This window comes from Pseudonocardia phyllosphaerae, from assembly GCF_046546475.1.
GTDB lineage: Bacteria > Actinomycetota > Actinomycetes > Mycobacteriales > Pseudonocardiaceae > Pseudonocardia > Pseudonocardia phyllosphaerae.
Genome location: NZ_JBKGXS010000002.1, coordinates 608,682 through 632,496 on the forward strand (window position 1 = coordinate 608,682; position 23,815 = coordinate 632,496).

General features: G+C 72.0%; 24 protein-coding genes. 10 read left to right on the forward strand and 14 right to left on the reverse strand.

The window, feature by feature from the left end:
* The first annotated feature begins 32 nt into the window (after positions 1-32).
* From ACLE50_RS08155 to ACLE50_RS08170, 4 genes are all read left to right on the forward strand, one after another.
* On the forward strand, positions 33-1,019 hold the full coding sequence (locus ACLE50_RS08155; protein ID WP_410942797.1) for a D-2-hydroxyacid dehydrogenase: 987 nt from the start codon (positions 33-35) through the stop codon (positions 1,017-1,019).
* Between the two features lie 15 nt (positions 1,020-1,034).
* A complete protein-coding gene (locus tag ACLE50_RS08160; protein ID WP_410942798.1) occupies positions 1,035-1,805 on the forward strand; it encodes an SDR family oxidoreductase in 771 nt (256 codons plus the stop codon).
* A 37-nt stretch (positions 1,806-1,842) separates the two neighbouring features.
* On the forward strand, positions 1,843-2,898 hold the full coding sequence (locus ACLE50_RS08165) for a zinc-binding dehydrogenase (protein WP_410942799.1): 1,056 nt from the start codon (positions 1,843-1,845) through the stop codon (positions 2,896-2,898).
* A 163-nt stretch (positions 2,899-3,061) separates the two neighbouring features.
* Positions 3,062-3,193 carry a hypothetical protein gene (locus ACLE50_RS08170; RefSeq protein WP_410942800.1) on the forward strand — a complete coding sequence of 44 codons (132 nt, stop codon included), beginning with the start codon at positions 3,062-3,064 and terminating at the stop codon, positions 3,191-3,193.
* A gap of 135 nt (positions 3,194-3,328) precedes the next feature.
* Here the strand turns inward: ACLE50_RS08170 and ACLE50_RS08175 are convergent, their stop codons facing one another.
* The 8 genes from ACLE50_RS08175 to pcaH form a co-directional block, all read right to left on the reverse strand.
* Positions 3,329-4,087, reverse strand: a complete 759-nt coding sequence (locus ACLE50_RS08175) for an ABC transporter ATP-binding protein (protein ID WP_410942801.1) — start codon at positions 4,085-4,087, stop codon at positions 3,329-3,331.
* On the reverse strand, positions 4,078-5,166 hold the full coding sequence (locus ACLE50_RS08180) for a FecCD family ABC transporter permease (RefSeq protein ID WP_410942802.1): 1,089 nt from the start codon (positions 5,164-5,166) through the stop codon (positions 4,078-4,080). Before ACLE50_RS08180 ends, ACLE50_RS08175 begins: the two co-directional genes overlap by 10 nt.
* Entirely contained in the window at positions 5,163-6,320 is a 1,158-nt protein-coding gene (locus ACLE50_RS08185) for an ABC transporter substrate-binding protein (RefSeq protein WP_410942803.1), read from the reverse strand. The genes ACLE50_RS08180 and ACLE50_RS08185 overlap by 4 nt, the downstream gene beginning before the upstream one ends.
* Before the next feature lie 66 nt (positions 6,321-6,386).
* Positions 6,387-7,556 carry an acyl-CoA dehydrogenase family protein gene (locus tag ACLE50_RS08190; protein WP_410942804.1) on the reverse strand — a complete coding sequence of 390 codons (1,170 nt, stop codon included), beginning with the start codon at positions 7,554-7,556 and terminating at the stop codon, positions 6,387-6,389.
* Positions 7,557-7,560: 4 nt separating this feature from the next.
* The gene (gene pcaDC / locus ACLE50_RS22330; protein ID WP_458788549.1) at positions 7,561-8,847 is read right to left on the reverse strand and encodes a bifunctional 3-oxoadipate enol-lactonase/4-carboxymuconolactone decarboxylase PcaDC; all 1,287 of its coding nucleotides are present in this window, start codon (positions 8,845-8,847) and stop codon (positions 7,561-7,563) included.
* Positions 8,844-10,052 carry a lyase family protein gene (locus ACLE50_RS08205; RefSeq protein ID WP_410942805.1) on the reverse strand — a complete coding sequence of 403 codons (1,209 nt, stop codon included), beginning with the start codon at positions 10,050-10,052 and terminating at the stop codon, positions 8,844-8,846. The genes pcaDC and ACLE50_RS08205 overlap by 4 nt, the downstream gene beginning before the upstream one ends.
* A complete protein-coding gene (gene pcaG, locus ACLE50_RS08210; RefSeq protein WP_410942806.1) occupies positions 10,049-10,621 on the reverse strand; it encodes a protocatechuate 3,4-dioxygenase subunit alpha in 573 nt (190 codons plus the stop codon). The genes ACLE50_RS08205 and pcaG overlap by 4 nt, the downstream gene beginning before the upstream one ends.
* Positions 10,618-11,406: a protocatechuate 3,4-dioxygenase subunit beta gene (gene pcaH, locus ACLE50_RS08215; protein ID WP_410942807.1), complete on the reverse strand. Its 789-nt coding sequence runs from the start codon at positions 11,404-11,406 to the stop codon at positions 10,618-10,620. Before pcaH ends, pcaG begins: the two co-directional genes overlap by 4 nt.
* A gap of 118 nt (positions 11,407-11,524) precedes the next feature.
* On the opposite strand from pcaH, the gene ACLE50_RS08220 reads away from it, so the two are divergent.
* On the forward strand, positions 11,525-12,313 hold the full coding sequence (locus tag ACLE50_RS08220) for an IclR family transcriptional regulator (RefSeq protein WP_410942808.1): 789 nt from the start codon (positions 11,525-11,527) through the stop codon (positions 12,311-12,313).
* On the opposite strand, the gene ACLE50_RS08225 is transcribed toward ACLE50_RS08220, so the two are convergent.
* The gene (locus ACLE50_RS08225) at positions 12,286-13,497 is read right to left on the reverse strand and encodes a 4-hydroxybenzoate 3-monooxygenase (protein ID WP_410942809.1); all 1,212 of its coding nucleotides are present in this window, start codon (positions 13,495-13,497) and stop codon (positions 12,286-12,288) included. The genes ACLE50_RS08220 and ACLE50_RS08225 overlap by 28 nt on opposite strands.
* Positions 13,498-13,894: 397 nt before the next feature.
* Between ACLE50_RS08225 and ACLE50_RS08230 the strand changes: the two genes are divergently transcribed.
* The gene (locus ACLE50_RS08230) at positions 13,895-14,662 is read left to right on the forward strand and encodes a serine hydrolase (RefSeq protein WP_410942810.1); all 768 of its coding nucleotides are present in this window, start codon (positions 13,895-13,897) and stop codon (positions 14,660-14,662) included.
* A 23-nt stretch (positions 14,663-14,685) separates the two neighbouring features.
* Positions 14,686-15,204 carry a hypothetical protein gene (locus ACLE50_RS08235; RefSeq protein WP_410942811.1) on the forward strand — a complete coding sequence of 173 codons (519 nt, stop codon included), beginning with the start codon at positions 14,686-14,688 and terminating at the stop codon, positions 15,202-15,204.
* Positions 15,205-15,211: 7 nt separating this feature from the next.
* Here ACLE50_RS08235 and ACLE50_RS08240 read toward each other — a convergent pair whose 3' ends face one another.
* Positions 15,212-15,451, reverse strand: coding sequence for a hypothetical protein (locus ACLE50_RS08240; protein ID WP_410942812.1), 240 nt, complete (start codon positions 15,449-15,451; stop codon positions 15,212-15,214).
* Between the two features lie 142 nt (positions 15,452-15,593).
* Between ACLE50_RS08240 and ACLE50_RS08245 the strand changes: the two genes are divergently transcribed.
* The 3 genes from ACLE50_RS08245 (at position 15,594) to ACLE50_RS08255 (ending at position 20,384) form a co-directional block, all read left to right on the forward strand.
* The gene (locus tag ACLE50_RS08245; protein WP_410942813.1) at positions 15,594-16,184 is read left to right on the forward strand and encodes an NADPH-dependent FMN reductase; all 591 of its coding nucleotides are present in this window, start codon (positions 15,594-15,596) and stop codon (positions 16,182-16,184) included.
* A gap of 104 nt (positions 16,185-16,288) precedes the next feature.
* Entirely contained in the window at positions 16,289-17,188 is a 900-nt protein-coding gene (locus ACLE50_RS08250) for an NADP-dependent oxidoreductase (RefSeq protein WP_410942814.1), read from the forward strand.
* 118 nt (positions 17,189-17,306) lie between these two features.
* Positions 17,307-20,384, forward strand: coding sequence for a DUF3427 domain-containing protein (locus ACLE50_RS08255; protein WP_410942815.1), 3,078 nt, complete (start codon positions 17,307-17,309; stop codon positions 20,382-20,384).
* Here the strand turns inward: ACLE50_RS08255 and ACLE50_RS08260 are convergent.
* The 4 genes from ACLE50_RS08260 to ACLE50_RS08275 all read right to left on the reverse strand — a co-directional run bounded on the left by ACLE50_RS08260 (position 20,317) and on the right by ACLE50_RS08275 (position 23,415).
* A complete protein-coding gene (locus ACLE50_RS08260; protein WP_410942816.1) occupies positions 20,317-20,685 on the reverse strand; it encodes a nucleotidyltransferase family protein in 369 nt (122 codons plus the stop codon). The two genes, ACLE50_RS08255 and ACLE50_RS08260, sit on opposite strands and share 68 nt — an antisense overlap.
* Before the next feature lie 17 nt (positions 20,686-20,702).
* Complete coding sequence (locus ACLE50_RS08265) at positions 20,703-21,263, reverse strand: HD domain-containing protein (RefSeq protein WP_410942817.1); 561 nt, start codon at positions 21,261-21,263, stop codon at positions 20,703-20,705.
* A gap of 162 nt (positions 21,264-21,425) precedes the next feature.
* Positions 21,426-22,877, reverse strand: a complete 1,452-nt coding sequence (locus ACLE50_RS08270; protein ID WP_410942818.1) for an LLM class flavin-dependent oxidoreductase — start codon at positions 22,875-22,877, stop codon at positions 21,426-21,428.
* A gap of 43 nt (positions 22,878-22,920) precedes the next feature.
* Positions 22,921-23,415, reverse strand: coding sequence for a flavin reductase family protein (locus ACLE50_RS08275; RefSeq protein WP_410942819.1), 495 nt, complete (start codon positions 23,413-23,415; stop codon positions 22,921-22,923).
* Positions 23,416-23,815 lie beyond the last annotated feature (400 nt).

Sequence of the window (23,815 nt, forward strand, 5' to 3'; positions counted from 1 at the left end):
CCCCGATCGCCGCTGCTGATCGGGAGCGCATCGTGGCGCTCGAGCCACGGGTCGAGATCGTCGCCGATGACGCGTTGCTGCCGAGGATGCGCTGGCCCGCCGACTTCTCCGGCGACCCCGACCGGCGCCGGACACCGCAGCAGCAGCAGGCCTTCGAGGAGCTGCTCGACTCCGCCGACGCCCTCTACGGCATTCCTGATCTCGATCCGGGCGCGCTCGCGCGCACCGTGCGCGCCAACCCGCGCCTGCGGTGGGTGCACACCATGGCTGCCGGTGGCGGCGCGCAGGTCGCCGCGGCCGGGCTCGACGCCGCTGAACTCGACCGAGTCGTGTTCACCACCTCGGCCGGGGTGCATGGCGGCCCGCTCGCGGAGTTCGCGCTGTTCGGCGTGCTCGCCGGGGCCAAGCACCTGCCGCGGCTGTTGGATCAGCAGCGTAGGCGCGAGTGGTCCGGACGGTGGGCGATGGATCGAGTCGAGGGCTCGACCGTGCTCGTGTTGGGTCTCGGGGGGATCGGCCGTGTCGTTGCCGCCCGCCTCGCCGCGCTCGGCGTGACCGTCATCGGCACCAGCCGTAGCGGGGCGGGCACCCCCGACACCACCCGGGTCGTGTCACCCGACCAGCTGGCCGAGGTCGCCGGCTCGGTCGACGCCGTGGTGAACACCTTGCCCGGCACCACCGCCACCGTGGGTCTGCTCGGCTCCGAGGTGCTCGGCGCGCTTCGCCCTGGCGCCACCGTGGTCAATGTGGGCCGCGGCAGCGTGGTCGACGAGGCCGCGCTGCTCGCGGCGCTGGACTCGGGACGGGTCGGGTTCGCCGCGCTCGATGTGTTCGCCGTCGAGCCGCTGCCCGAGCACAGTCCACTGTGGCACCACGAGCGGGTCCTGGTGAGCCCGCACACCGCCGCGCTCGATCCCGGCGAGGAGCGGCGGATCGCCGAGCTGTTCGCCGGCAATGCGACCCGACTGCTCGACGGCGACGACCTGCTCAACCGGGTCGACACCGTCGAGTTCTACTGACCAGGAGCAGTACAGATGACTTCCCCATTCGATCTGACCGGCCGGATCGCGCTGGTCACCGGGTCCAGTCGCGGCATCGGCCTGGGTCTCGCCGAAGGGCTCGCCGAAGCCGGCGCCACGCTCGTGCTCAATGGCGTGGACACCGACCGGCTGGACAAGACCCGCGACGAGCTCGTGCGGCGCTTCGGCCCCGACCGGGTGCACGCCCGCCCCTTCGACATCCTCGACGAGGCCGCCGTCGCCGCGGCCGTGTCCTCGGTCGAGTCACAGGTAGGTCCGATCGACATCCTGGTCAACAACGCCGGGATCCAGCATCGCCAGCCGCTTCTCGATGTGAGCCTCGACGAGTGGCGCCGGGTGGTCGACGTCGATCTGACCGGTGCTTTCGTGGTGGGGCGCACGGTCGCCGCGGCGATGGTGCGCCGCGGTCGCGGCAAGATCGTCAACATCTGTTCGGTGCAGACCGATCTGGCCCGGCCCACGATCGGTCCCTACACCGCGGCCAAGGGCGGGTTGCGCAATCTCACCCGTGCGATGACCGCCGAATGGGCCCGACACGGCGTGCAGGCCAACGCTGTCGCGCCGGGCTACATCCATACCGAGATGACCCAGAAGCTGGTCGACGACCCGCAGTTCGACGGCTGGGTCCGGGGACGGACCCCGGCCGGGCGCTGGGGGACCGTCGCCGACGTCGTCGGACCCACGGTCTGGCTGTCCTCGGCGGCGTCGGACTTCGTCAACGGCCAGGTCGTGTTCGCCGACGGCGGCATGACCGTCGTCGTCTGAGCAACCCCAGCGCTCGATCGTCCAGGAGAGACATTCCATGAGCACCCGCTCCACCCCGGCGGTCGTCGCGCACGGCGCCGACGACCTGCGTGTCGAGAGTGTTCCGCTTCGCACACCCGGCTCGGATGAGGCCGTCGTCGCGGTCGCCTACGGCGGCATCTGCGGTTCGGATCTGCACTACTGGCGCCATGGTGCGGTGGGGCAGTCCGTACTGCGTGAGCCCATGGTCCTGGGGCACGAGATCGTCGGAATCGTGGCCGAGGCGGCGCCTGATGGCACCGGACCCTCTCGCGGTACTGCGGTCGCCGTGCATCCTGCGACGCGCGAATGCTCCGATGTCCGGTTCCCGCCCGACTCGCCGAACCTGTCTCCCGGTGTGCGATATCTGGGCTCGGCCGCGCGGGTACCGCACACCGACGGCGGGTTCGCCCGCCAGGTCGTGCTGCCGGTGTCCATGCTGCGCGAGCTCCCACCGGGTCTGGATCTGCGGCTGGCGGCGCTTGCCGAACCGGCGGCGGTGGCCTGGCATGCGGTCGGGCGCGCCGGTCCGCTGACCGGGCGGCGAGTGCTTGTCGTCGGTTCCGGGCCGATCGGCGCGCTCGCCGTCGCGGTCGCCCGCCGGGCCGGGGCCTCGGAGGTCGTCGCGACCGATCTGCACGAGACTCCGCTGCAGATCGCCCACATGGTCGGCGCGACACGAACGCTGTCGGCCACCGACACCGACGGGATCGCCGAGGTCGATGCCGATGTGGTGATCGAGTCCTCCGGTACCCATCGCGGGCTCGCGTCGGCGATCGCCGGGGCCACCCGGGGTGGCACCGTGGTGATGGTCGGACTGTTGCCCAACGGCGACCAGCCGGTGCCGGTCGCCTCGGCGATCACCCGCGAGCTGCGCCTGCTCGGCTCGTTCCGGTTCAACGACGAGATCGACGAGGTGGTGGCCGCCCTGGCCGACGGGACGTTGGCGGTCGGGCCGGTCGTGACGCACGTGTTCGGGCTCGACGAAACGCTGCACGCCTTCGCCGTCGCCGCTGACACCGCGACCTCGGGCAAGGTCCTGCTCGACCTGCGGGCGGACCAGGCCGCGCTCTGACCGGAACGACATCTGGCGCCCGCACCGATGCCGGCAGATCGGGACGTCGGTGTGGGACGTACCCGACGAGGCAGCCCGCGTTCTACGCGAGCTGGGCCGGACCACTCCGGGCCAGCGCGTTGTACGGCGAGTCGTAGAAGTGGTGCCACACCACGTAGGTCCGGTGGTTGCGGACCGCGGCGAGCTGGTCGAACCCGACCTGCCTGTCGACGACCGAGCGCAGCTGCGCCGCGGCCGCGCCGGACTGCTCGGCTTTGCCTGGGTGCCCGACGCGCAGTTCGAGCAGTCGAGGTAGCCGGGCGCCCGCCAGAGGAACCTCGGCGTCGGCGGCTTGGCCGCGGCCAGCCGGACCGGACCCGGTCCACCAGCCGGCGAAGACGTCGGCTCTGAGCTGCCCGGCCGCGAGGCACCCGGCCGGTGTGCGCCCGGCTCAGAGGCTCCGGTGCGCGGCGACGGTCAGCGTGCCGTCCTCGCCGCGGCGCACGTCCCCCTCGACCCGGTAGACCTCACGCAGCATCTGCGCCGTGATCACCTCGTCCGGGGTCCCGCTGGCGTGCACCGCGCCGTCGCACAGCACGATCGCCTCGTCGGCGAAGCGCGCGGCCAGCGTCAGGTCGTGCACCGTCACCAGCACCGCAGTGGACTGCTCGGCGGCCAGCTCGCGGACCAGGGTGAGTACCCGGAGCTGGTTGCGCAGGTCCAGGTTGGACACCGGCTCGTCGAGCAGCAGCACCTCCGGGCGCCGCACGACCGCCTGGGCCAGCGCGACGAGCTGGCGCTGCCCGCCGGACATGTTCCCGAGCGGGGTGGTGGCCAGGTCGTCGAGCCGCAGCCGCACCAGCGTGTCGGCGACCTCGGTGACGTCGTCCGGGCCACCGGCCCCGGCTCCGGGTCCGAGCCGGCGGGCCAGCAGCACCGCCTCGAACACGGTCAGCGAGCTGGCCGGCAGCGGCTCCTGCGGCAGGTAGAAGATCCCGCTGCGCCCGGCCACCGACCCGTCGATCCGGACGGTCCCGCGCGCCCGGTGCAGCCCGGCGATGCAGCGCAGCAGGGTGGACTTGCCCGCCGCGTTCGGCCCGACCACGGCTGTGACCTGCGAGGTCCGGACCTCGGGCAGGGTGACGTCGTGGAGCACGGGGCGCCCGCGGTAGCCGAACGACAGCCCCTCGACGCGCAGGGTCAGCTCCACAGCTGCCTCCGGCGGGACAGGATGAGCGCCAGGAACACCGGTACGCCGACGATCGAGGTCACGATCCCGACCGGGACGATCACCCCCGGCGCGATCAGTTTGCTGACCACCGACGCCCCGCACAGCAGCGTCGCGCCGCAGACCATCGAGCCGGGCAGGAAGTGGCGCTGGTCCTCGCCGAGCAGCATGCGGGCGGCGTGCGGCCCGACCAGCCCGACGAAGCCGATCGTCCCGGCGACCGACACCGCCGTCGCGGCCAGGATCGAGATCCCGAACAGCACGACCATCCGCAGCCGGTCCACCGGGACACCGAGCGACCGGGCCCGCTCGTCGCCGAGCCGGAACGCGGTCAGCGCCGGGCCGATCCGCAGCAGCGCCACCATCGCGACCAGCAGCACCGCGGCGAGCAGCGCCACGCTGGGCCACCCGGCGCGGCTCAGGCTGCCCAGCGTCCAGAACACGACCTGCTGCAGCTGGGCCTCGGAGGCGACGTACTGCATCAGCGACAGCAGCGCGGTGAACAGGAAGACCATCGCGATGCCGAGCAGCACCATCGTCTCGGTGCTCGGCCCGCGCAGCGCGCTGACCACGAGGATCGCGGTGCAGGCGAGCATCGCGAACACCCAAGCCGTGCCCGCCGTGCCGAGCACGTCACCGAACGGCAGCGCGCCCAGCCCGAGCACCAGGCTCAGCGCAGCACCGAAGCTCGCCGCCGCGGAGATCCCCAGTGTGTAGGGCTCGGCGAGCGGGTTGCCGAGGACCGTCTGCATCTCCGCGCCGGCGACGGCCAGCGAGGCACCGACGAGCAGCCCGCTCAGCGTCATCGGCAGCCGGATGTTCCAGACGATCTCCCGGTCGACCGGGGCGACGGTGCCCGGGTGCAGCAGCGCGGACACGACGTCGGTGATCGACATGCCGCCCCCGCCGACGGCGAGGTCGCCCAGGGTGGCCAGCACCCCGAGCACGACGAGCCCGGCCAGGACCAGCGTGCGGCGGCGCCGGACCGCGCGGTGCGCCGCACCGGCCGCCGAGGCCCGGCCGCCCGCGGAGACCGGGACGGCCACGTCGGCGCCGGTCACGGCAGCGGCGCCCAGAACGTGCCGGTGTCCTCGACCGGCAGGAACTTCTCGTGCAGCTCACGCATCGAGGCGTCCGGGTCGACGTCGCGGAACTGGTCGGGGTGCAGCCACTTCGCGAACCACTCCAGGGCCAGCGCGTTGTACGGCGAGTCGTAGAAGTGGTGCCACACGACGTAGGTGCGGTGGTTGCGCACCGCACCGAGCTGGTCGAACCCGACCTGCTTGTCGACGACCGAGCGCAGCTGCGCCGCGGCCGGGCCGGGCTGCTCGTCGTAGCCGAGCGGGACGAAGCTGCCCGGTTTGGCCTGGGTGCCGGGCGCCCAGTTCGCCCCGGTCGTCAGGACGACGGCGGGGTTGCGCGACAGCACCGCCTCCGGCGACAGCACGCCCTGTTTGCCGGGCAGCATCCCCTGCGCGATGTTGGCGCCACCGGCCGCGGTGACCAGCTGCCCGAGGTTGCTGGTGGTGAACGTGGCGCAGCAGTCGAGGTAGCCGGGCGCCCGCCAGAGGAACGTCGGCGTCGGCGGCGGCTTTGCCGCGGCCAGCCGGGACCGGACCCGGTCGACGATCCCGGTCCACCAGCCGGCGAAGGCGTCGGCCTCGCGCTCGTGCCCGGTGATCCGCCCCATCAGCTTCACGCTGGGCACGGTGTGCTGCAACGGGTCGACGAAGTAGTCGACGACGACGGTCGGCACCCCGGCGGCGGCGAGCCGCTCGACGATGTGCGCGTCCTGCGCGGCCTGGAAGTTCGCGGCGCTGACCACGAACACGTCGGGCCGCAGCTCGAGGGCCTGCTCGACGGAGAACGAGCCGTCGTAGACCTGCCCGGTCCTCGTCACCTGCGAGACCTGCGGGAACTTCTTCTCGTACCGGTGGAGGGTGTCCGGGTCGTTCTGGGCGAGGTCGTCGGGCCAGCCGACGACGCCGGCGACCGGGTCCTGCTTGTTCAGGAACGCGGTGGTGTAGAGCATCCGGGCGCCGTCGAGCAGGATGCGCTGGGACGGGGTGCGGACCTGCACGTGGCGGCCCAGGACGTCGACGACGTCGGTGGTCGGCCCGGCGGGAGCGGAGGAGTCGGGGGCGGCCGGTCCGCCGCACGCCGCGAGGGCGGTCAGCGCGACGGTGAGGCAGGCGAGGCGCGTCGCGAGACGCACCGAGCCGTTTTTAGGCATGGCTATCCATAGCAAGCGCCGATGCGCGTTGCAATGGATCTGCCCGGCTCAGTCCAGGCCGCCCCGCTGCACCAGCTGCCGGACGATCACGTTGCTCTGGATCTCGTTGGTGCCTTCCCCGACGATCATCAGCGGGGCGTCGCGGAAGTAGCGCTCGACGTCGAACTCGGTGGAGTAGCCGTAGCCGCCGTGCACCCGGATCGCGTTGAGCGCCACCTCCATCGCGGTCTCCGAGCAGAACAGCTTCGCCATCCCGGCCTCCATGTCCGAGCGGGAGCCGGAGTCGTAGGCGCGGGCGGCGTGCAGCAGCAGGCTGCGCGCCGCGGTGATCTTCGTGCCCATGTCGGACAACAGGTTCCCGACGGCCTGGTGCTTCCAGATCGGCTTGCCGAACGACTCGCGGTCCCGGGCGTAGCGCAGCGCGTCGTCGAACGCGGCCCGGGCGACGCCGGTGGCGCGGGCGGCGACCTGGATCCGGCCGATCTCGAGCCCGCGCATCATCTGCGCGAACCCCTCCCCCTCGACGCCGCCGAGCACGGCGTCGCCGGGGACGCGGGCGCCCTCGAACACCAGCTCGCAGGACTCGACACCCTTGTAGCCCAGCTTCGGCAGATCCTTGGAGACGGTGAACCCGGCCCGCGGGGTCTCGACGAGCAGCACGCTGATCCCCGAGTGCGCGGGCTCGGCGCGGGGGTCGGTCTTGCACAGCAGCGCGATCAGCCCGGCGCGGCGGGCGTTGCTGATCCAGGTCTTGGTCCCGTCGACCACGTAGTCCTCGCCGTCGCGGCGGGCGGTGGTACGCAGGGCCTGCAGGTCCGAGCCGCCGCCGGGCTCGGTGAGCGCCATCGTGGCGCGCAGCTCGCCGGTGGCCATCCGGGGCAGGTAGCGCTGCTTCTGCTCGTCGGTGCCGTAGGCGAGCAGCAGCTTCGCGACGACGGTGTGCCCGCCCATCGCCCCGGCCAGGCTCATCCAGCCGCGGGCGAGCTCCTCGGTGACCAGGGCGTAGCAGGGGGTGGAGACGGCGACGTCGCCGTACGGCTCGGGGATGGCGAGCCCGAACACCCCGAGCTGCTTCATCTGCTCGATGAGCTGCTCGGGGTAGGTGTTCGCGTGTTCGAGCTCGCGGGCGACGGGGCGGACCTCGTGGTCGACGAAGCCGGCGACGGTGTCGACGATCGCCCGTTCCTCGGTGTCGAGGACACCCTCGGCGACGTCCACCGGGTCAGGCCTCCCCGAGCTCGGCGAGCACGCCCTGGGCGATCCGGAAGGCGGTGTTGGCGTCGGGGACCCCGCAGTAGATCGCGGACTGCAGGATCAGCTCCTTGATCTCCTCGACCGTGACGCCGTTGCGCCGGGCGGCGCGCACGTGCATCGCCAGCTCCTCGTGGTGGCCGCGGGCGATCAGCGCGGTCAGCGTGATCAGCGAGCGGGCGCGGCGGTCCAGGCCGGGCCGGGTCCAGATGCCGCCCCAGGCGTAGTCGGTGATGAACTGCTGGAAGTCCGCGGTGAAGGCGGTGGCGTTCGCGGTGGCGCGGTCGACGTGCTCGTCGCCGAGGACCTCACGGCGCACGGCCGTGCCGGCGTCGCTCCGCGAGCCCGTGGCACCCGCGGCAGCCGGGCCCCCGGCGGCCCCGGTGGCGGCCGCACCCCCGGCCGCGGCACCGGCAGCCGTGGCAGATGCAGCAGCGGCCCCCGGTGCGGTGCCGGCGGGCGCGGGAGCCGGGCCGGCGCCGGGGCGCGGCCGCAGCGCGTGCTCGGTGATCAGGTCGGCGACCAGCTTCGGGGCCTCGATCGGGGCCAGGTGCGCGACGTCGCCGAGCACCTCCAGGCGCCCGTCGCGGACGCCGTCGGCGATCTCGGCCAGGGCCGACGGCGGCGTCGCCTGGTCCTGCTCCCCGGCGACGGCGAGCACCGGGTGGCCGATCGAGCCGAGCCGCTCGCGGACGTCGAACGCGGCGAGGGCCTCGCAGACGGCGACGTAGCCGGGGTCGGCGGTGTCGGCGAGCGCGTGCAGCAGCGCCGACCCCGCGGTCGGCTCGTGCTCGAGGAACCCGCGGGCGAACCAGCGCTCCGCCGAGACCGAGACCAGCGAGGACGTCCCGGACTGCAGCACGGCCGCGGCCCGCTCGGCCCACGACTCGGGGTTGCCGATCCGCGCGCCGGTGCACAGCAGGGTCGCGGTGAGCACCCGGTCCGGGGCGTCGAGCAGCAGCTGCAGGCCGACGGCGCCGCCGACGGAGTCACCGGCGTAGTGGAACGCGCCGCCGCCCTCGGAGTCGACGAGCGCGAGGACGTCGGCGGCCAGCGTCTCCACCCGGACCGCCTCGCCGTCGGCGGGCGGCAGGGTGTTGCCGTGCCCGGGCAGGTCCCAGGCGACGACCTGGAAGTGCTGCGCCAGGTACGGCGCGGCGGCCGACCACAGCGTGACCGCCGAGGTGCCCAGCGACGGGCCGAGCATGAGCAGCGGCTTGCCGGGCTCGCCACCGAGCCGGACGGCGTTGACGGTCATCGGGTGTCCTCCTGCAGGTAGGCGGGGTGACCGGCCGCGCGGGCCAGCGCCTCGTCGACGATCTCCGCCGCGAGGCCGGTGTAGGTCTCCCCCGGATCGTGCCCCGCCAGCGCCGCCATCGCCTGTTGCTCGGCGAGCAGCGTGTCGCCGGAATCGGCCAGCCGCCGGGCCATCACGTCGGGCCGGACGACGAGCACGTCGAGCAGCGCGGTGCTCTGCGCGGCCGCGACGACGGTGCGCCGCAGCAGGACCGCCAGGGTCGGCCACTCGGCGTGCCAGGCGCCGTCGGCACGCTCGTCGACCTGGTCGGCGGCGGCCAGGTGCAGGGTCGACGCGAGCCCGGGCGCGGCGAGCGCAGCCCGCCGGACCAGCACCGACAGCGTCGGGTTCGCCTTGTGCGGCATCGTCGACGAGCCGCCCGCGGAGCCGTCGACGACCTCGCCGACCTCGGCGCGGCCGAGCTGCAGGACGTCGCGGGCGATCCGCCCGAGGGCGTCGGTGACGGTGACCGCGGCGTCACCGAGGCGGGTGGTCGTGGTGCGGGTGGTGTGCCACGGCGGCACCGGGTCGAGGCCCAGTGCGGTCGCGAACGAGCGACGGACGTCACCGGCCCGCGACCCGGCCAGCTCGACGAGTGCGGCGTTCGTCCCGGCGGCCCCGCCGAGCTGCACGGGCCGGGCGATGGCGGCGAGGGCGGCGTCGGCGTCGAGGACGCCGTGCAGCCAGCCCGCGACCTTCGCCCCGAACGTCGTCGGCAGCGCCGGCTGGGTGAGGGTGCGCGCGACGGCCGGGGTGTCGCGGTGGGTGAACGCCAGCTCCGCGAGCCGCGTGACCTGGGCACCGAGCTCGGCGCGGATCGCGGCCACGGCGTCGCGGGCACAGAGCACGACTGCGGTGTCGAGCACGTCCTGGCTGGTCAGGCCGCGGTGCAGCCACGCCGACGGCGGGTCGGGTGCGCCGGCGCGCAGCGCGGCGACCAACGTCATGACCGGGGTCCCGCCGCTCTCGGCGGCGACCGCGATCCGTTCGGGGTCGACCGTCGCGGCGACGGCGGCGAGGTCGCAGGCGGCGGCCGCGGGCGCCACCCCGGTGCCGACGAGCGCGTCCAGCCAGGCCTGCTCGACGGCGACGAGCGCGCCGAACAGCGCGTCGTCGGTGAGCAGGTCCCCGGCGCGGTGGTCGCCGGGCCACCAGAGCGACGTCATCGCGCCGGGTGACCCGGGTAGGTGAGGAACACCGTCTCGGCGTCGCCGTCGTGGTCCTGCAGGCGGATGTCGAACCGCAGCCCGTCGTCGTCGGCGACGCAGACCAGGGTCTCGGCCCGCTCCCCCGCCGCGGTGAGCACGGCGTCGGTGGCGCCGGGTTCCAGGGGCAGGTAGGCGCGGGTGAACAGCCGGTCGAGCAGGCCGCGGGCGAACACGGTGACCGCGAAGAACGGCAGTCCGCCGTCGACGGAGCCGGGCGCGAGCGTGGTGAACGTGTAGCGCCCGGTGCGGTCGGTGCTCGCCCGGCCGAACCCGGTGAAGGTGTGGCCGTCGCGGCGCAGCGAGCCCTGCCGCCGCGGCACGCGGCCGTGCGGGTCGGCCTGCCAGATCTCGACGAGCGCGTCCTGCAGGGGGGCGCCGTCGCCGTCGCGGACGGTGCCGTGCAGGAACACCGCGCCGCCGGTGCCGGGGGCGACGAGGTCGCGGTCACCGGCGTAGGGCAGGGCGTAGTGGAAGAACGGTCCGACGGTCTGGCCCGGGGTCGGGGTGTGGGTGGGGGTGCTGGTCACCGGTCGGCCTCCGGGTCGGTGTCGGACTCGAGCGGGGTGCGGTGCGCCCCGGTGAGCACGATGTCCCACCGGTAGCCGGTCGACCACTCGTGCGTGGTCAGGCCGTGGTCGTAGGTGGCGACGAGCCGCTCGCGCGCCTTCGGGTCGGTGATCGCCTGGTAGATCGGGTCGAGCGCGAACAGCGGGTCGCCCGGGAAGTACATCTGGGTGACCAGGCGCTGGGTGAAGTCGGTGCCGAACAGCGAGAAGTGGATGTGCGCGGGCCGCCACGCGTTGTGGTGGTTCTTCCACGGGTACGGGCCGGGCTTGATCGTGACGAAGCGGTAGGTGCCGTCGTCGTCGGTGAGGCAGCGGCCGGTGCCGGTGAAGTGCGGGTCGAGCGGCGCGGGGTGCTGGTCGCGCTGGTGCACGTAGCGGCCTGCGGCGTTGGCCTGCCAGACCTCGACGAGCTGCCGGCGGACCGGGCGGCCCTGCCCGTCGACGACCCGGCCGGTGATCATCATGCGCTCGCCGATCGGCTCGCCGCGGCGCTGGACGGTCAGGTCGGCCTCGAGGGGGTCGACGTCGCGGGCACCGAAGCAGGGGGCCCACAGCTCGACGCCCTCCGGGTCGGCCTGCACCGGGTCCTTGGTGGGATGACGCAGCGCGCTGCTGCGGTACGGCGGGTAGGCCAGCCGCGGCCGGGTCTCCTCGCGGCCGCTGCGCTCGTAGTCGTGGGCGATCCGGGCGATGTCCGCCGAGATCGTCTCCTGGGTGGGGAGGCCGGGGTTCGGGACGTCGGCCACATCGGCTCCTTCTCGTCGTCGGGGACGCCACGGTGCGGTCCCTCGCCGTGCCGACGCTAGGCGAGCGCACCCCGCCCGGTCTGTACTCACATGTCACTGAGCGGAATAGACTCGTGGTATGGCGGGTGGATCGGCGCCGGGGGCGTCGCTGGTGGCGCGTGCGTTGCGGGTGCTGGCCGCGTTCGACGAGTCGCACCGCAGGCTGCGTCTGGTCGACCTGGCCGGGCGCGCGGACCTGACCCCGCCGACGACGTTGCGGATCGTCCGGCAGCTCGTCGACGCCGGTGCACTGGAGAAGCAGGACGACGGCACCTATGTGGTCGGCCGGCTGCTGTGGAACCTCGGCCTGCTGGCGCCGGCGCAGACCGGGCTGCGGGCGGTGGCGTCGCCGTTCCTGCAGGACCTGCAGGCCACGACGCGGGCGACGGTCCACCTCGCCGAGCGCGACGGCGACCGGGTGCTCTACCTGGACCGGCTGTCCGGGGTGGCGTCGGTGCCGGTGGTCAGCCGGGCGGGCAGCCGGCTGCCGTTGCACTGCACCGGGGTCGGGAAGGTGCTGCTGGCCCACGCACCGGCCGACGTGCAGGCGCGGGTGTTCGCCGACCTGTCGCGGGCCACCCCGTTCACGATCACCACGCCGGGGATCCTCACCGCCCAGCTCGCCAGGGTCCGCCGCGACGGCGTCGCGACGACGAGCGAGGAGATGACGCTCGGGGCGTGCTCGGTCGCCGTCCCGGTGCGCGACGCCGAGGGCGCGGTCGTGGCCGCCCTCGGGCTCGTCGTGGGGTCGCTGCGCCACCGCGGGCGGCTGGCGTCGGCGCTGACGATGGCGGCGAACGGGATCGCGCGCAGCCTGCGCTCCCCCGGCACGGGCGGGTTTCAGAACCCGATGGGCAGCCCGGCGTAGTTCTCGGCGAGACCGGTCGCCGCGGCGGTGCTGGAGGCGACCCACTCCAGCTGGGAGCGCTGCAGCTGCGCGTCGAACGGGTCCCCGGTGACGTGCAGCATCGTGGTCATCCACCAGGAGAAGTGCGTGCACCGCCAGACCCGGCGCAGTGCCCGCTCGGAGTAGGCGTCGGCGGCGCGCGGGTCCTTGTGCCGCAGCAGGTCCGCGAGCGCCGGGGCGAGGAGGGCGACGTCGGCGACGGCGAGGTTCAGCCCCTTCGCGCCGGTGGGCGGGACGATGTGCGCGGCGTCGCCTGCGAGGAACAGCCGTCCGTGGCGCATCGGCTGCTGCACGAACGAGCGCATCGGCAGCACCGACTTCCCGGTGATCGGCCCGGGGGTGAGTGTCCATCCGTGCTCGCCGTGCCCGAGCCGGGTCGCGAGCGCCTCCCAGATCCGATCGTCGGACCAGGTGGCGGCGTCGGTGCCGTTGGGAACCTGCAGGTAGAGCCGAGACACCGTGGGCGAGCGCATCGAGTGCAGCGCGAAGCCGTCCGGGTGCCAGGCGTAGATCAGCTCGTCGGTCGAGGGCGGCACGTCGGCGAGGATCCCGAGCCACGAGTACGGGTAGGTCCGCTCCCAGGTCGCGGGCTCCGGGACGGCCGTGCGGCAGGGCCCGAACGACCCGTCGCAGCCGACGACGACGTCGGCCTCCAGCCGTTCCGCGCGGCCGTCGGCGCGGGTGAAGGTGACCGACGGACGGACTGTGGCGGTGTCGATGGCGGTGTCGATGGCGCTGTCGATGGCGCTGTCGGTGTCGTGCACGGCGGTGCCGGTGACCTCGTAGACGATCTCCTGGCCGGCCGCGTCGCGGGCCCGGCCGAGGTCGCGGGTGACCTCGGTCTGGCCGTAGACGGTGACACTGCGTCCGACGAGGTCGACGAAGTCCAGGTGGTGCCGCGCGCCGGGCCACTGCAGGTACACCCCGCGGTGGACGTCGCCCTCGCGGTCGAGCCGCTCACCCAGCCCAGCCTCGCGCAGCAGGTCGACGGTGGACTGTTCCAGGATCCCGGCGCGGATGCGGGCCTCGACGTAGGCCCGCGAACGGGTCTCGACGATCACCGACTCGACGCCCGCGCGGTCGAGCAGGTGGGAGAGCAGGAGCCCGGCGGGGCCGGCGCCGACGATGGCGACCTGGGTGCGCATGGCGCGAGTGTGGCCGCCGGGGCGCGGCGGCCCCAGGATTTGGTGTCACTGAGTGGAAACATCCGGCCATGCGCGCCAAGAACATCGCCCCACCGGCGCTGCTGCGGCGACACCCCGCGCGTGCCGGGCGAGCCGGTGGTCACCCGCCCGGTAGCGTGCCGGAGTCATGACGGTCGTCCCCCCGCCCGGCCGCCGCGCCGCGGTCGTCGTCGCGCTGGCGGGCCTCGCGCTCGCATCCTGCGGCTCCCCCGCTCCCGCACCGGCCGCCGCTCCCCCGCCGCCGAGCAGCACGGCGCCCACTGCGGCACCGAGCGCCACCACGCAGTCCGCACCCGCTCCGGCGACCGTCCCGACCCGGGATGCGCAGCCCACGCCGGTCGCGGCATCGTGTGCATCCGTGTCCGGATTCCCGTGCGAGTGGCAGCCCCGCTTCGACGCCGTACGGCGCACCCTCGCCGAACGCACCGGTGCCCCCGGCTTCGCGGCGGTCTCGCTGACCGACCGGGTCACCGGCGCCACCTGGACCACCGGCGACGTCGACCGGCCCGGCTGGACCGCGTCGACGATCAAGCTGGCCATCGCCACCGACCTGCGTGAACGCGGCGGACTGACCGCGGCCGACCGCAGCGACATGGACGCGATGCTGCACTCGTCGGACAACAGCGCGACCGACCGACTGTGGAAGCGCCACGGCGGCGACGAGATGCTGGCGCGCTTCCGCGACCGCTACGGCATGCGCACCGTCGAGTTCCAGCCCGGCTTCACCACGAGCACCTACTGGGGCTACGTGAAGTGCTCGACCGCCGACCTGGCCGCGATGACCCGCTACGTGCTGGAGAAGACCTCCCCCGCGGACCGCGCCTACCTGACCGCCGCGATGCGCGGCGTCGCCGGGAACCAGCAGTGGGGCGTGTGGTCGGCGGGCCCGCAGCAGCGGCCCGGCACGAAGAACGGCTGGTCCCAGGAGCGGGACAGCTGGGGCGAGCACTGGGTGACCGCCTCGGTCGGGTTCGCCGGACCCGGTGAGCGCTACGTCGTCGCCGTCACCGACCAGCAGGCCGCACCGGGCTCGCTGGAGGGCGGCGTGCACACCGTCTCCGACGTCGTCGCGCAGCTGTTCGACCGGCCCGTTCCGGCGCCGGTCACCATGCCCGAGCCGGACTGAGCCCGCCCGCTACCGTCGTCGGCATGCCGCCCGAAGATCGTCGTGCCGAGCCCTCCCCGGACACGGTGGAGCTGGTCGCCGCACGGTTGAAGGAGCGGATCTACGCCGGCCTGACCGTGATGGCGGTGCTGGCCGGGCACGCGCTGTCCCACGCCCCGTCGCACCGGGCGACCGCGCTGACGGTGATCGGCACCTCGCTGGGCCTGTGGCTGGCGACGGTCGCCGCCGAGCAGCAGGCGCACCGGGTCGTGCACGGCAGCAGCAGCCGGTCGGAGGTCCTCCGCCAGTTCTACGTGACGTCCCCGCTGCTGACGGCGGCGATCGCCCCGCTGGTGCTGATCACGCTGTCCGCACTGGGCGCGTTCCCGCTGGAGGGGGCGCTGTGGGCCGCGGTCGGCATCGACGCGGCGTCGCTGTTCGGGTTCGGCGTGCTCTCCGGGCTGCGTATGCGGGCGCGCTGGTCGTTCGCACTGGTCAGCGGCCTGGTGAACCTCGGCATCGGGGCGTTCGTCGTCGCGGTGAAGGTGTGGGCCGGGCACTGAGCCCGGCTCAGGCCGCGGGCGGCGGGCCGACCTTGAACGCCACGTCGACGAAGTGGTCCAGCTTCTCGCCGTCCTCGGCACGCAGGAACACCGCGAGCATCCGCAGCAGGCACTCGGTCACCGCATCCGGGTCCGACGAGCTGTGCAGCAGCCGCCGCGCCGCCGGGTGATCGCCGGAACGCACCTGCTGGAACAGGCCGATCGCCTCGAGCCACGCGCCCTCGCGCGCCACCTGGTTCGCCGACACCGCAGATCCCACCTCTCGCCGTGCAGCCGTGAAGGTCGGCCACAACACTAAGTTCGGCACACCGAACTTTCAACCTTCGCCCTGCCGAAGTCGATGATCTACAGTGCCGCCACCACGTACACGACAGCTTGGAGGTACACCCGTGACGGAACGAGTGAGCGTGATCGTCGGCAGCCTGCGCCGGGGGTCCTACGCACGGAAGATCGCGCAGAATGTGCTGCCGATGTTCCCGCCGGAGTTCACCGCGGAGATCGTCGAGATCCGCGACCTCCCGCTCTACAACTTCGACTACGACGACCCGGAGGTCACCGACGTCGCGACCCCGCCGGAGTACACGCGGTTCCGGGAGACGATCAAGTCCTCGGCCGGGGTGCTGTTCGTGACCCCGGAGAACAACCGCACGATCCCGGCGTGCGTGAAGAACGCCGTCGACATCGGATCCAAGCCGAACTCCGACGTCGCCTGGAAGAACATCCCGGTCGGCATCATGAGCCACTCGATCGGCCGGATGGGCGGCTACAGCTCGCAGAAGAACCTGCGCCTGGCGCTGTCGTACTTCGACATGCCCACGCTCGGTCAGCCCGAGGTGTTCCTGTCGCAGTCGCGGACGCTCGTCGAGCCGGACGGCACGATCACGCAGGAGTCGACGGTGGAGTTCCTGCAGAGCTACGTCGACCGGTTCGCCGAGCTGATGACCAGCGAACTCGACGAGCGGGCGGGCGCACAGGCCTGAGCGCCCGCCGCCTGGCCGGTCCGCCCTCATCTGCGCGGCACCCGCTCTGCGCGCGGATCTGCTCCCGGCTCTGCTCACGGGGCAGTCGGCGTAGCGTCGATGCCGTGCGCGGCTACGGATTCCACCGGGTGGGCGGCCCGGAACAGCAGGGTGTCGTCGACGTCGCGGAGCCGGACCCCTCGGCCGGTGAGCTGCTCGTCGAGGTACGGGCCGCAGGCGTGAACCCCGGCGACTGGCGGGTCCGCAACGGCTCCTACGGCGTCGCGGGCCCGGCCGTGCTGGGCCGCGAGGTGGCGGGCACCGTGCTCGCGCTCGGCGAGGGCGTGACCGGGTTCGACGTCGGCGACGAGGTCTTCGGCGGCTGCCCCGGCATGCTCGGCGGGTGGGCGCCGCGGGCGCTGGTCACCGCGTCGTTCACCGCGCACCGCCCGGACGGCGTGACACCCGAGCAGGCCGCGGTGCTGCCCGTCGCCGCCGGGACCGCGCACGACTTCCTGAACGATGTCGATCTCCCGTCCGGCGCGACGCTGCTGGTCAACGGCGCCGGAGGTGGCGTCGGCATCCCGCTGGTGCAGCTGGCACGGGCGCGCGGCCTGCGCGTCGTCGGGACCGCGAGCCCGGCCAAGCACGCACTGCTGACCGAGCTCGGCGCCACCCCGGTGTCCTACGGCGACGGCGTCACCGACCGGATCCGCGCCGCCGCCCCGCACGGCGTCGACGGCGCCCTGGACCTCGTCGGTGGCGACGCGCTGCGGACGATCGCCGGCCTCGTACCGCGCGGAACGCTGTTCTCGATCGCGGACAAGCCGCTGGCCGCGGAGCTGGGCGGGCGCGACGTGACGCGGGACCGGAGCACTGCGGTCCTGGCGTCGCTCGCGGGGCTCGTGGCCGACGGGTCGCTCGACCCGCTGGTGCGGGTGGTGCTGCCGCTGGACGACGCCGGGGAGGCGTTGGGGTTGGTGGAGGGTGGGCACGTCACGGGGAAGGTGGTGCTGGTGCCGTGAGGTAACCGGCTCACCGATCGGGCGACACGCCGTCCGGCCGGCGACGTTGCCGGTGATCAGCACCATTCCCCCGCGACCGGTGCATGCTGCCTGAGCACATTCCTGAGGCAGGAGGACCGTGTCCGAACCGCTGCGCGCTGGTGCGCACGAGAGTCTGCGTACCCACGGCCTGGAGCACGCTCTCCGGCAGGTCAGCGGCGATCTTCAGCCTCAGTGGCAGCCCGTCGAGGACGCAGTCCAGCCCCGTGTGCTGTCCCGGCACATCGCGTCGGTGCTGGAGCACGCCCTTCACGATCGCTCTCCCCAGGAGCGAGTCGCCCTGGTCAACCGGCTGATCGAGGTCATCGAGCACTCGCCCGACGACGCGGTCACCGACCTCGACCAGCTCATTGCGCTCACCCGGCAGCTCGGGCCTGGTTTCTGGGAGGTCCAGCGGCCGATCACGCCCCTGTCGGATGCCGCCCTGCTCACCAATGCCTCCGGCGAGCCGCGGCTGCACAACGCCTTGCAGTCCGAGTTGTCCAGCGCCGATCACGTGGATCTGCTGTGCGCGTTCATCCGCTGGCACGGCATCCGGCTGCTCACCGACGAGCTGGATCTGTTGCACGAGCGCGGCGTCCCGTTCCGCGTCATCACCACGACGTACATGGGCGCCACCGAACAGCGGGCCGTCGACGAACTGGTTCGGCGGCACGGGGCTGAGATGAAGATCAGCTACGCGTCGGCGACGACGCGGCTGCACGCCAAGGCCTGGCTGTTCCGCCGGAACAGTGGTTTCGACACCGCCTTCGTCGGCAGCTCGAACCTGTCCCGATCAGCGCTGGTCGACGGCCTGGAGTGGAACGTCCGGCTGTCGTCGGTCGCGACGCCGGATCTGATTCGCAAGTTCACCTCGACGTTCGACACGTACTGGTCGGATCCCGACTTCGTGGCCTACCACCCCGATAGCCCCGACGACGCCGCGCGGCTGGCAGAAGCACTCGATCAGCGGCGCGACGACAGCACCCCGCTGACCGGCCTGGAGGTCCGGCCGTATCCGCACCAGGAACAGATCCTGGAAGCGCTCGAGACCGAGCGGACCGTGCACGACCGGCACCGCAATCTCGTCCTTGCCGCGACCGGAACGGGCAAGACGGTCGTCGCGGCGCTGGACTATCGGCGGCTCAAGGACTCCTGCCCACGGCTGCTGTTCGTCGCGCACCGGCGCGAGATCCTGGAGCAGTCACGGCGGACGTACCGGCACGTCCTCGCCGACGGAGCGTTCGGTGAGATCTATGTCGGTGGCGAACGGCCGCAGCGGTGGAATCATGTGTTCGCCAGCATTCAGTCCCTGGCTGCCTACGGCGTCGACAAGATCCCCGCCGACCACTTCGACGTCGTAGTCATTGACGAGTTCCATCACGCCGAGGCCCGCACCTACCGGCAGCTGCTTGACCACCTGCGTCCCACCGAGCTACTGGGCTTGACCGCTACTCCCGAACGGTCAGACGGCGCCGATGTCCGGCACCGCTACTTCGACGGCCGGGTGGCCGCCGAGCTGCGGCTCTGGGATGCGCTCTCGGCCGACCTGCTGGTGCCGTTCCACTACTTCGGCATCAGCGACGACGTCGACCTCACCGGAATCGAATGGCGCCGCGGCGGCTACGACATCGCGTCGCTGGCCAACCTCTACACCGGCAATGACGCGCGCGCTGCGAAGATCATCCGGGAGACACGGGAGAAGGTCACGGACGTCCGGAAGATGCGTGCGCTCGGCTTCTGCGTGTCCGTAGCGCACGCCGAGTACATGGCCCGGGTGTTCACTGCTGCGGGGATTCCCAGCGAAGCGGTGGTGGCTGAGACCGCGACCGAAGACCGCGGCGGTGCACTGCGCCGGCTGCGGGATCGCGACGTGAACTGCCTGTTCGCGGTCGACGTGTTCAACGAGGGCCTCGACGTCCCCGAGGTCGACACCATTCTGCTGCTCCGGCCCACGCAGAGCGCGACGATCTTCCTCCAGCAGCTCGGCCGCGGCCTGCGCCGAGCGCCCGGAAAAGCAGTGCTCACCGTGCTCGACTTCATCGGCCAGCACCGGCGCGAGTTCCGCTTCGACCTCCGCTTCCGCGTACTCACCGGGAGCTCCCGCAGCCGCCTCATCCGCGACGTCGAGGAAGGGTTCCCGTTCCTGCCCTCCGGTTCGGCGATGGTGCTCGACCCGGTCGCCGAGTCGATCGTTCTCGACAACATCAAGCGACGCGTCCGGCTGCCACAGGCCGCGCTGATCGCCGATGTTCGCTCGCACGGCGAGTCGGCGCTCGCGCGGTACCTGCGCGAATCGGGCAGCGAGCTCGCCGACGTCTACCGCAACAAGGGCTCCTGGACGGCGCTGCGGCGAGCAGCGAGGATGAACGTCGCACCACCGGGCCCGGGCGAGACGGAGCTGTTGCGCCGCCTGTCCATGCTCACCCATATCGACGATCGCGAGCGCGCGGAGACCTACACTGCCCTCGCCGATCCCGCCGGCCCCGCCTACGACGAACTCACCGAACGCGACCAGTGCCTGGCACGCATGCTGTTCTTCCAGCTGTGGCCCGGGCGCGGGGGCTTTGCCGACTACCAGGACGGATTCGACTTCCTCCGCCAGCACGAAGCGGTATGCGAGGAAATCCGGGAACTGATGGCCTACGGCCTGGACCAGGCCCGTCACCTCCCGAAACCACTCGGCGAGGGCCTGCAGAACGTGCCGATGTACAGCCACGCCCGGTACCGGCGGGAGGAAGTACTTGCCGCGCTGAACTGGGCGTCGCTGGACCGCAAAGCCAGTGGTCACGCCACCGGAGTCGTGTGGGCCCCCGAAACCCAGGTCGACGGGCTGTTCGTCAACCTGCGCAAGACGGAGCGCGACTTCTCCCCTACGACCATGTACCGCGACTTCGCGCTGCGTCCCGACCTCTTCCACTGGGAATCGCAGAACGCCGCGTCCCCCGAGACTGGGATGGGCTGGCGCTACCTCAACCACGGAGCGGAAGGGACGCACGTCGTCCTGTTCGTCCGCGACGCCCCGAAGGACGACATCGGCGAGGGTGCACCGTTCCTGTGCCTGGGAGCCTGCGATTACGTCGAGCACCAGGGCAGCAAGCCGATCGCGATCACCTGGAAGCTGCGGCGGGAGATGCCGGGCGAGACGTTCCGGGCGGCGAGCGTCGTCGCGTCGTAGGCGGCCTCACGCCGGATAGAAGAACTCGGCACTCAGCGATCACGGCTTCGCGTAGCTCCAGATGCAGCGCACGGCGCGCCACGAGATCAACCGGGCGACCGAACAGGCACGTGAGTTCGTCGCTGAGGTTCTCGATCTCCCAGCCGAGCCGGGCGTCGGACTGGAGTTCGTACAGCAGGTCGATGTCGCTCTGGGCAGAGTCCTCGCCGCGCGCAACGGAGCCGAACACCGCCAGCGTCGCGATGCCATAGCGGCGGCAGATCTGAGCCAGCCGGTCTGTATCGAACTGGCTCGCGTCCACCGGCGACAACGCCGCTGCTATCGGTCACGCCAGGTGAGCGGCGACAGGGTCACTGCCGCTTCCGCAACACGACGTGCTGTCTCGGTGTTCAACGCCTTGCGCCCCGAGTCGATCCACCCGTCGACCCGGTCGACGCCGACGTCGCGGTACTCCACGGCCTGCAGGATCATCTCGAGCTTGTCGGCGTCCCGAGCACACCGGGACTCCAGCGACTCCGCGCCCTCGTACTCGTCGACCGTCGCGCGCACCATGTCCTTCGAGTTCGCCGGAAGCGCCTCGGTCTGGTCCGCCGTGATGGCACGTGCGTCGGGCTTCACCAGGTACTGCTTGGCCGTCGGCGGCAGATCGCCCGTCCGCACCTCCTGGCTGTCGTGGAAGATCGCGAGCAGCGACGCGCGGCCGGGATCGGCTCTTTCCTCGGTGGCGATGAGAGCGGCCAGCTGCGCAACTCGGAGGCTGTGCTCAGCGACGGATTCAGGGTCCCTGACGCCGGCGTGCCACCAGCCGGCACGACGGAGGCGCTTCAGCACTCCGAGCTCGTAGCCGAATGCTGCGATAGCGACCGAATCATCCGGCATCTGCTCAGGTCTCCCTCATCCGTTCGCGAGGCGGACCGCGGCCGGCCCACGGTGCGCGGGGCCGTCCGCTCCATTCGCACCCTAACGGCATCAGCCCGACGCCTACCTGGTTCCCGCAGACACGCACCCCTGGACATGGGCCTGCACGCACCGCACCGCTGCTCACCCAGCCGGGAGCGCCGCCGGTGCTCGGCCGTGACCGAAGGTGTGCGCGTGGTGATCCTCGCGCAGCCGCACCTGCCCCGGACCGTAGAGCTTCTCCCGCATCGTCGGGCCCTCGTACTCGGTCCAGACAACGCCGCGGCGCTGCAGCTCCGGGACGACGAGCTCGGCGAAGTCGGCGATGTCCTGGTAGCGCACCGACTGCGCCAGGTTGAACCCGGCGACGCCGGTCTCGTCCATCCACGTGATCAACTGTTCGGCGATCGTCTGCGGTGAACCAACCAGGGTCGGCCCGGTCCCGCCGATGCCCAGGTAGTCGGCGATGTCGCGCGGAGTCCAGGTGCGGTCCGGATCCATCTTGGAGAACAGGTCGACGGCGTTCTGGCTGACGTTGGTCTGCACGTTCTCCAGCGGCACGTCCGGATCGAACTGTGACATGTCAAGGCCGGCCCAACCGCTGTACCTGGCCATGGCACCGGTCAAGCTGATGTGTCGGCGGTAGTCCTCGAACTTCGCCTGCGCCTCCTCGTCGGTTGGCGCGCACACGACGTTGAGCATCTGCAACACCTTGATGCTGTCGGCCTGTCGTCCGAACTGCACGGCCAGCTCCTGGAGGCCGTCCACCTGCCGCTTGAGCGCCGGGATCGTCAGCGCGTTGACGAAGACGCCCTCCGCCTCCTGCGCGGCGAGAGCGCGGCCCTTCGGCGAACCTCCGGCTTGGAAGATCACCGGCGTGCGCTGGGCCGACGGCTCTGTGAGGGCGAAGCCATCCACGTCGAAGTGCTTGCCGTGGTGTTTGATGTCGTGCACGCGGCTGGGGTCGACGTACACGCCGCTCTCCTTGTCGATGACGACAGCGTCGTCCTCCCAGGACTGCTCCCACAGCTTGTAGCAGACCTCGAGGTACTCGGCGGCGCGCTCGTAGCGCTCCTCGCGCAGGAGCTGCGCGCCGGTGCCTAGATTGCGGGCAGCACTGTCCGCATAGGAGGTCACGACGTTCCAGCCCATCCGGCCCTCGGTGAGCAGGTCGAGGGTCGCGAACTTGCGGGCCAGCGCGTACGGGTGCTCGTAGGCGGTCGAGCCGGTCAGCCCGAAGCAGAGGTTGTCGGTCACGGCCGCCATCGCCGAGACCACCGGGAACGGATCGTTGGCCGGGATCTGCGCGGCGTCGGCGAGGGCCGCGGCTGCGCTGCCCTCGTAGACGTCGTGATAGCCGTGGTTGTCGGCGAAGAAGATCCCGTCGAAGCAGGCGTCCTCGAGGAGCTTCGCGTAGTCCACCCAGTAGCGCAGGTTCTTGTAGCTCGACGCCCGGTCGGCCGGATGCCGCCACAGGCCGGACGAGAGATGGGCGGGACCCTGGAAGTCGAAAGCGAACAGACGCATACGGCGATCGGTCATCAGGCACTCCTTCGGTGCGTCCACGAGCAGCGGACGCGACGGGTCGACCGGCATTCGGTCGGAACAGGCCGGTGGCGCGGCGCCGCCGGGAGGACGTTCAGGCGGCGGAGCTCGCCCGGTAACCGCCGAGCTCGCCGCGATGGAAGACCAGCGGCTCGCCGTCGCCGGCCTCCAGGTGCAGCACGTCGGCGAGCACGATCACGTGGTCCCCACCGTCGAGCTCGTGGCGGATCGTGCAGTCGATCCAGGCGTGTGCGCCGTGGATACGCGGAGTCCCGTGCTCGGACGGCGACCACAGGATCGACGCGAACTTGTCCGGCTGCCGAGTCGAGAGCTCTTTGCACACCGCCACCTGGCCGGTGGCGAGGATGTTGGCGCACAGCCGCCCAGCCCCCCGGAGCTTCGGCCAGCTCGTCGACGACCGGTCGACGCTGAAGGTCACCATCGGCGGGTCGAGGGACAACGACTGAAAGGTCCCGACGACCAGCCCCACGGGCGGGCGAGTGGCCAGCGGAAGGGCGGACAGGGCCACCACCCCGGTAGGCAGATGCCCCAGGACGGTCCTGAACGTGGCGTGGTCGACGGGCTGCACTCGTACCTCCAACTTCGTGTCCCCGAACGACTCGGGCGCTGACCACCTTCTGCGACTGGGCCGCACCCTGGCAACGCTTCGGCGTTCACTATTCGAACGCTCTAGTCGTTTTATGTACGGTCATAGTCGACCCACTGCCGTCGCGACGTCAAGAGGCAGACCTCCGCAACCCAGCCGCAACGCACGGACAGGCCACCGACCTGGAGCGGAATCAGCACTTCTACGTGCGGCTGAGAGTCTGCGAGGCGAGCCGCCGAAGCGCCGCCACGACGGCGCGCGTCCGGCCGGTCGACCCTCTTGACGCTACGACTGGTTCAGACTAAGACTTTATGACTACTACGTTCGGATAGTGAACGCGAGCAGTTGTTGTCGACCGGCGCCGTCTCCCCGCAGCACGCGC

What these genes read in the sequence shown, in the direction of transcription:
- ACLE50_RS08160 (WP_410942798.1), top strand. Translation starts at nt 1,035, where the DNA reads ATGACTTCCCCATTCGATCTGACCGGCCGGATCGCGCTGGTCACCGGG.
- ACLE50_RS08165 (WP_410942799.1), top strand. Translation starts at nt 1,843, where the DNA reads ATGAGCACCCGCTCCACCCCGGCGGTCGTCGCGCACGGCGCCGACGAC.
- pcaDC (WP_458788549.1), bottom strand. Translation starts at nt 8,847, where the DNA reads ATGACCGTCAACGCCGTCCGGCTCGGTGGCGAGCCCGGCAAGCCGCTG.
- ACLE50_RS08205 (WP_410942805.1), bottom strand. Translation starts at nt 10,052, where the DNA reads ATGACGTCGCTCTGGTGGCCCGGCGACCACCGCGCCGGGGACCTGCTC.
- ACLE50_RS08220 (WP_410942808.1), top strand. Translation starts at nt 11,525, where the DNA reads ATGGCGGGTGGATCGGCGCCGGGGGCGTCGCTGGTGGCGCGTGCGTTG.
- ACLE50_RS08225 (WP_410942809.1), bottom strand. Translation starts at nt 13,497, where the DNA reads ATGCGCACCCAGGTCGCCATCGTCGGCGCCGGCCCCGCCGGGCTCCTG.
- ACLE50_RS08235 (WP_410942811.1), top strand. Translation starts at nt 14,686, where the DNA reads ATGCCGCCCGAAGATCGTCGTGCCGAGCCCTCCCCGGACACGGTGGAG.
- ACLE50_RS08265 (WP_410942817.1), bottom strand. Translation starts at nt 21,263, where the DNA reads ATGCCGGATGATTCGGTCGCTATCGCAGCATTCGGCTACGAGCTCGGA.
- ACLE50_RS08270 (WP_410942818.1), bottom strand. Translation starts at nt 22,877, where the DNA reads ATGCCGGTCGACCCGTCGCGTCCGCTGCTCGTGGACGCACCGAAGGAG.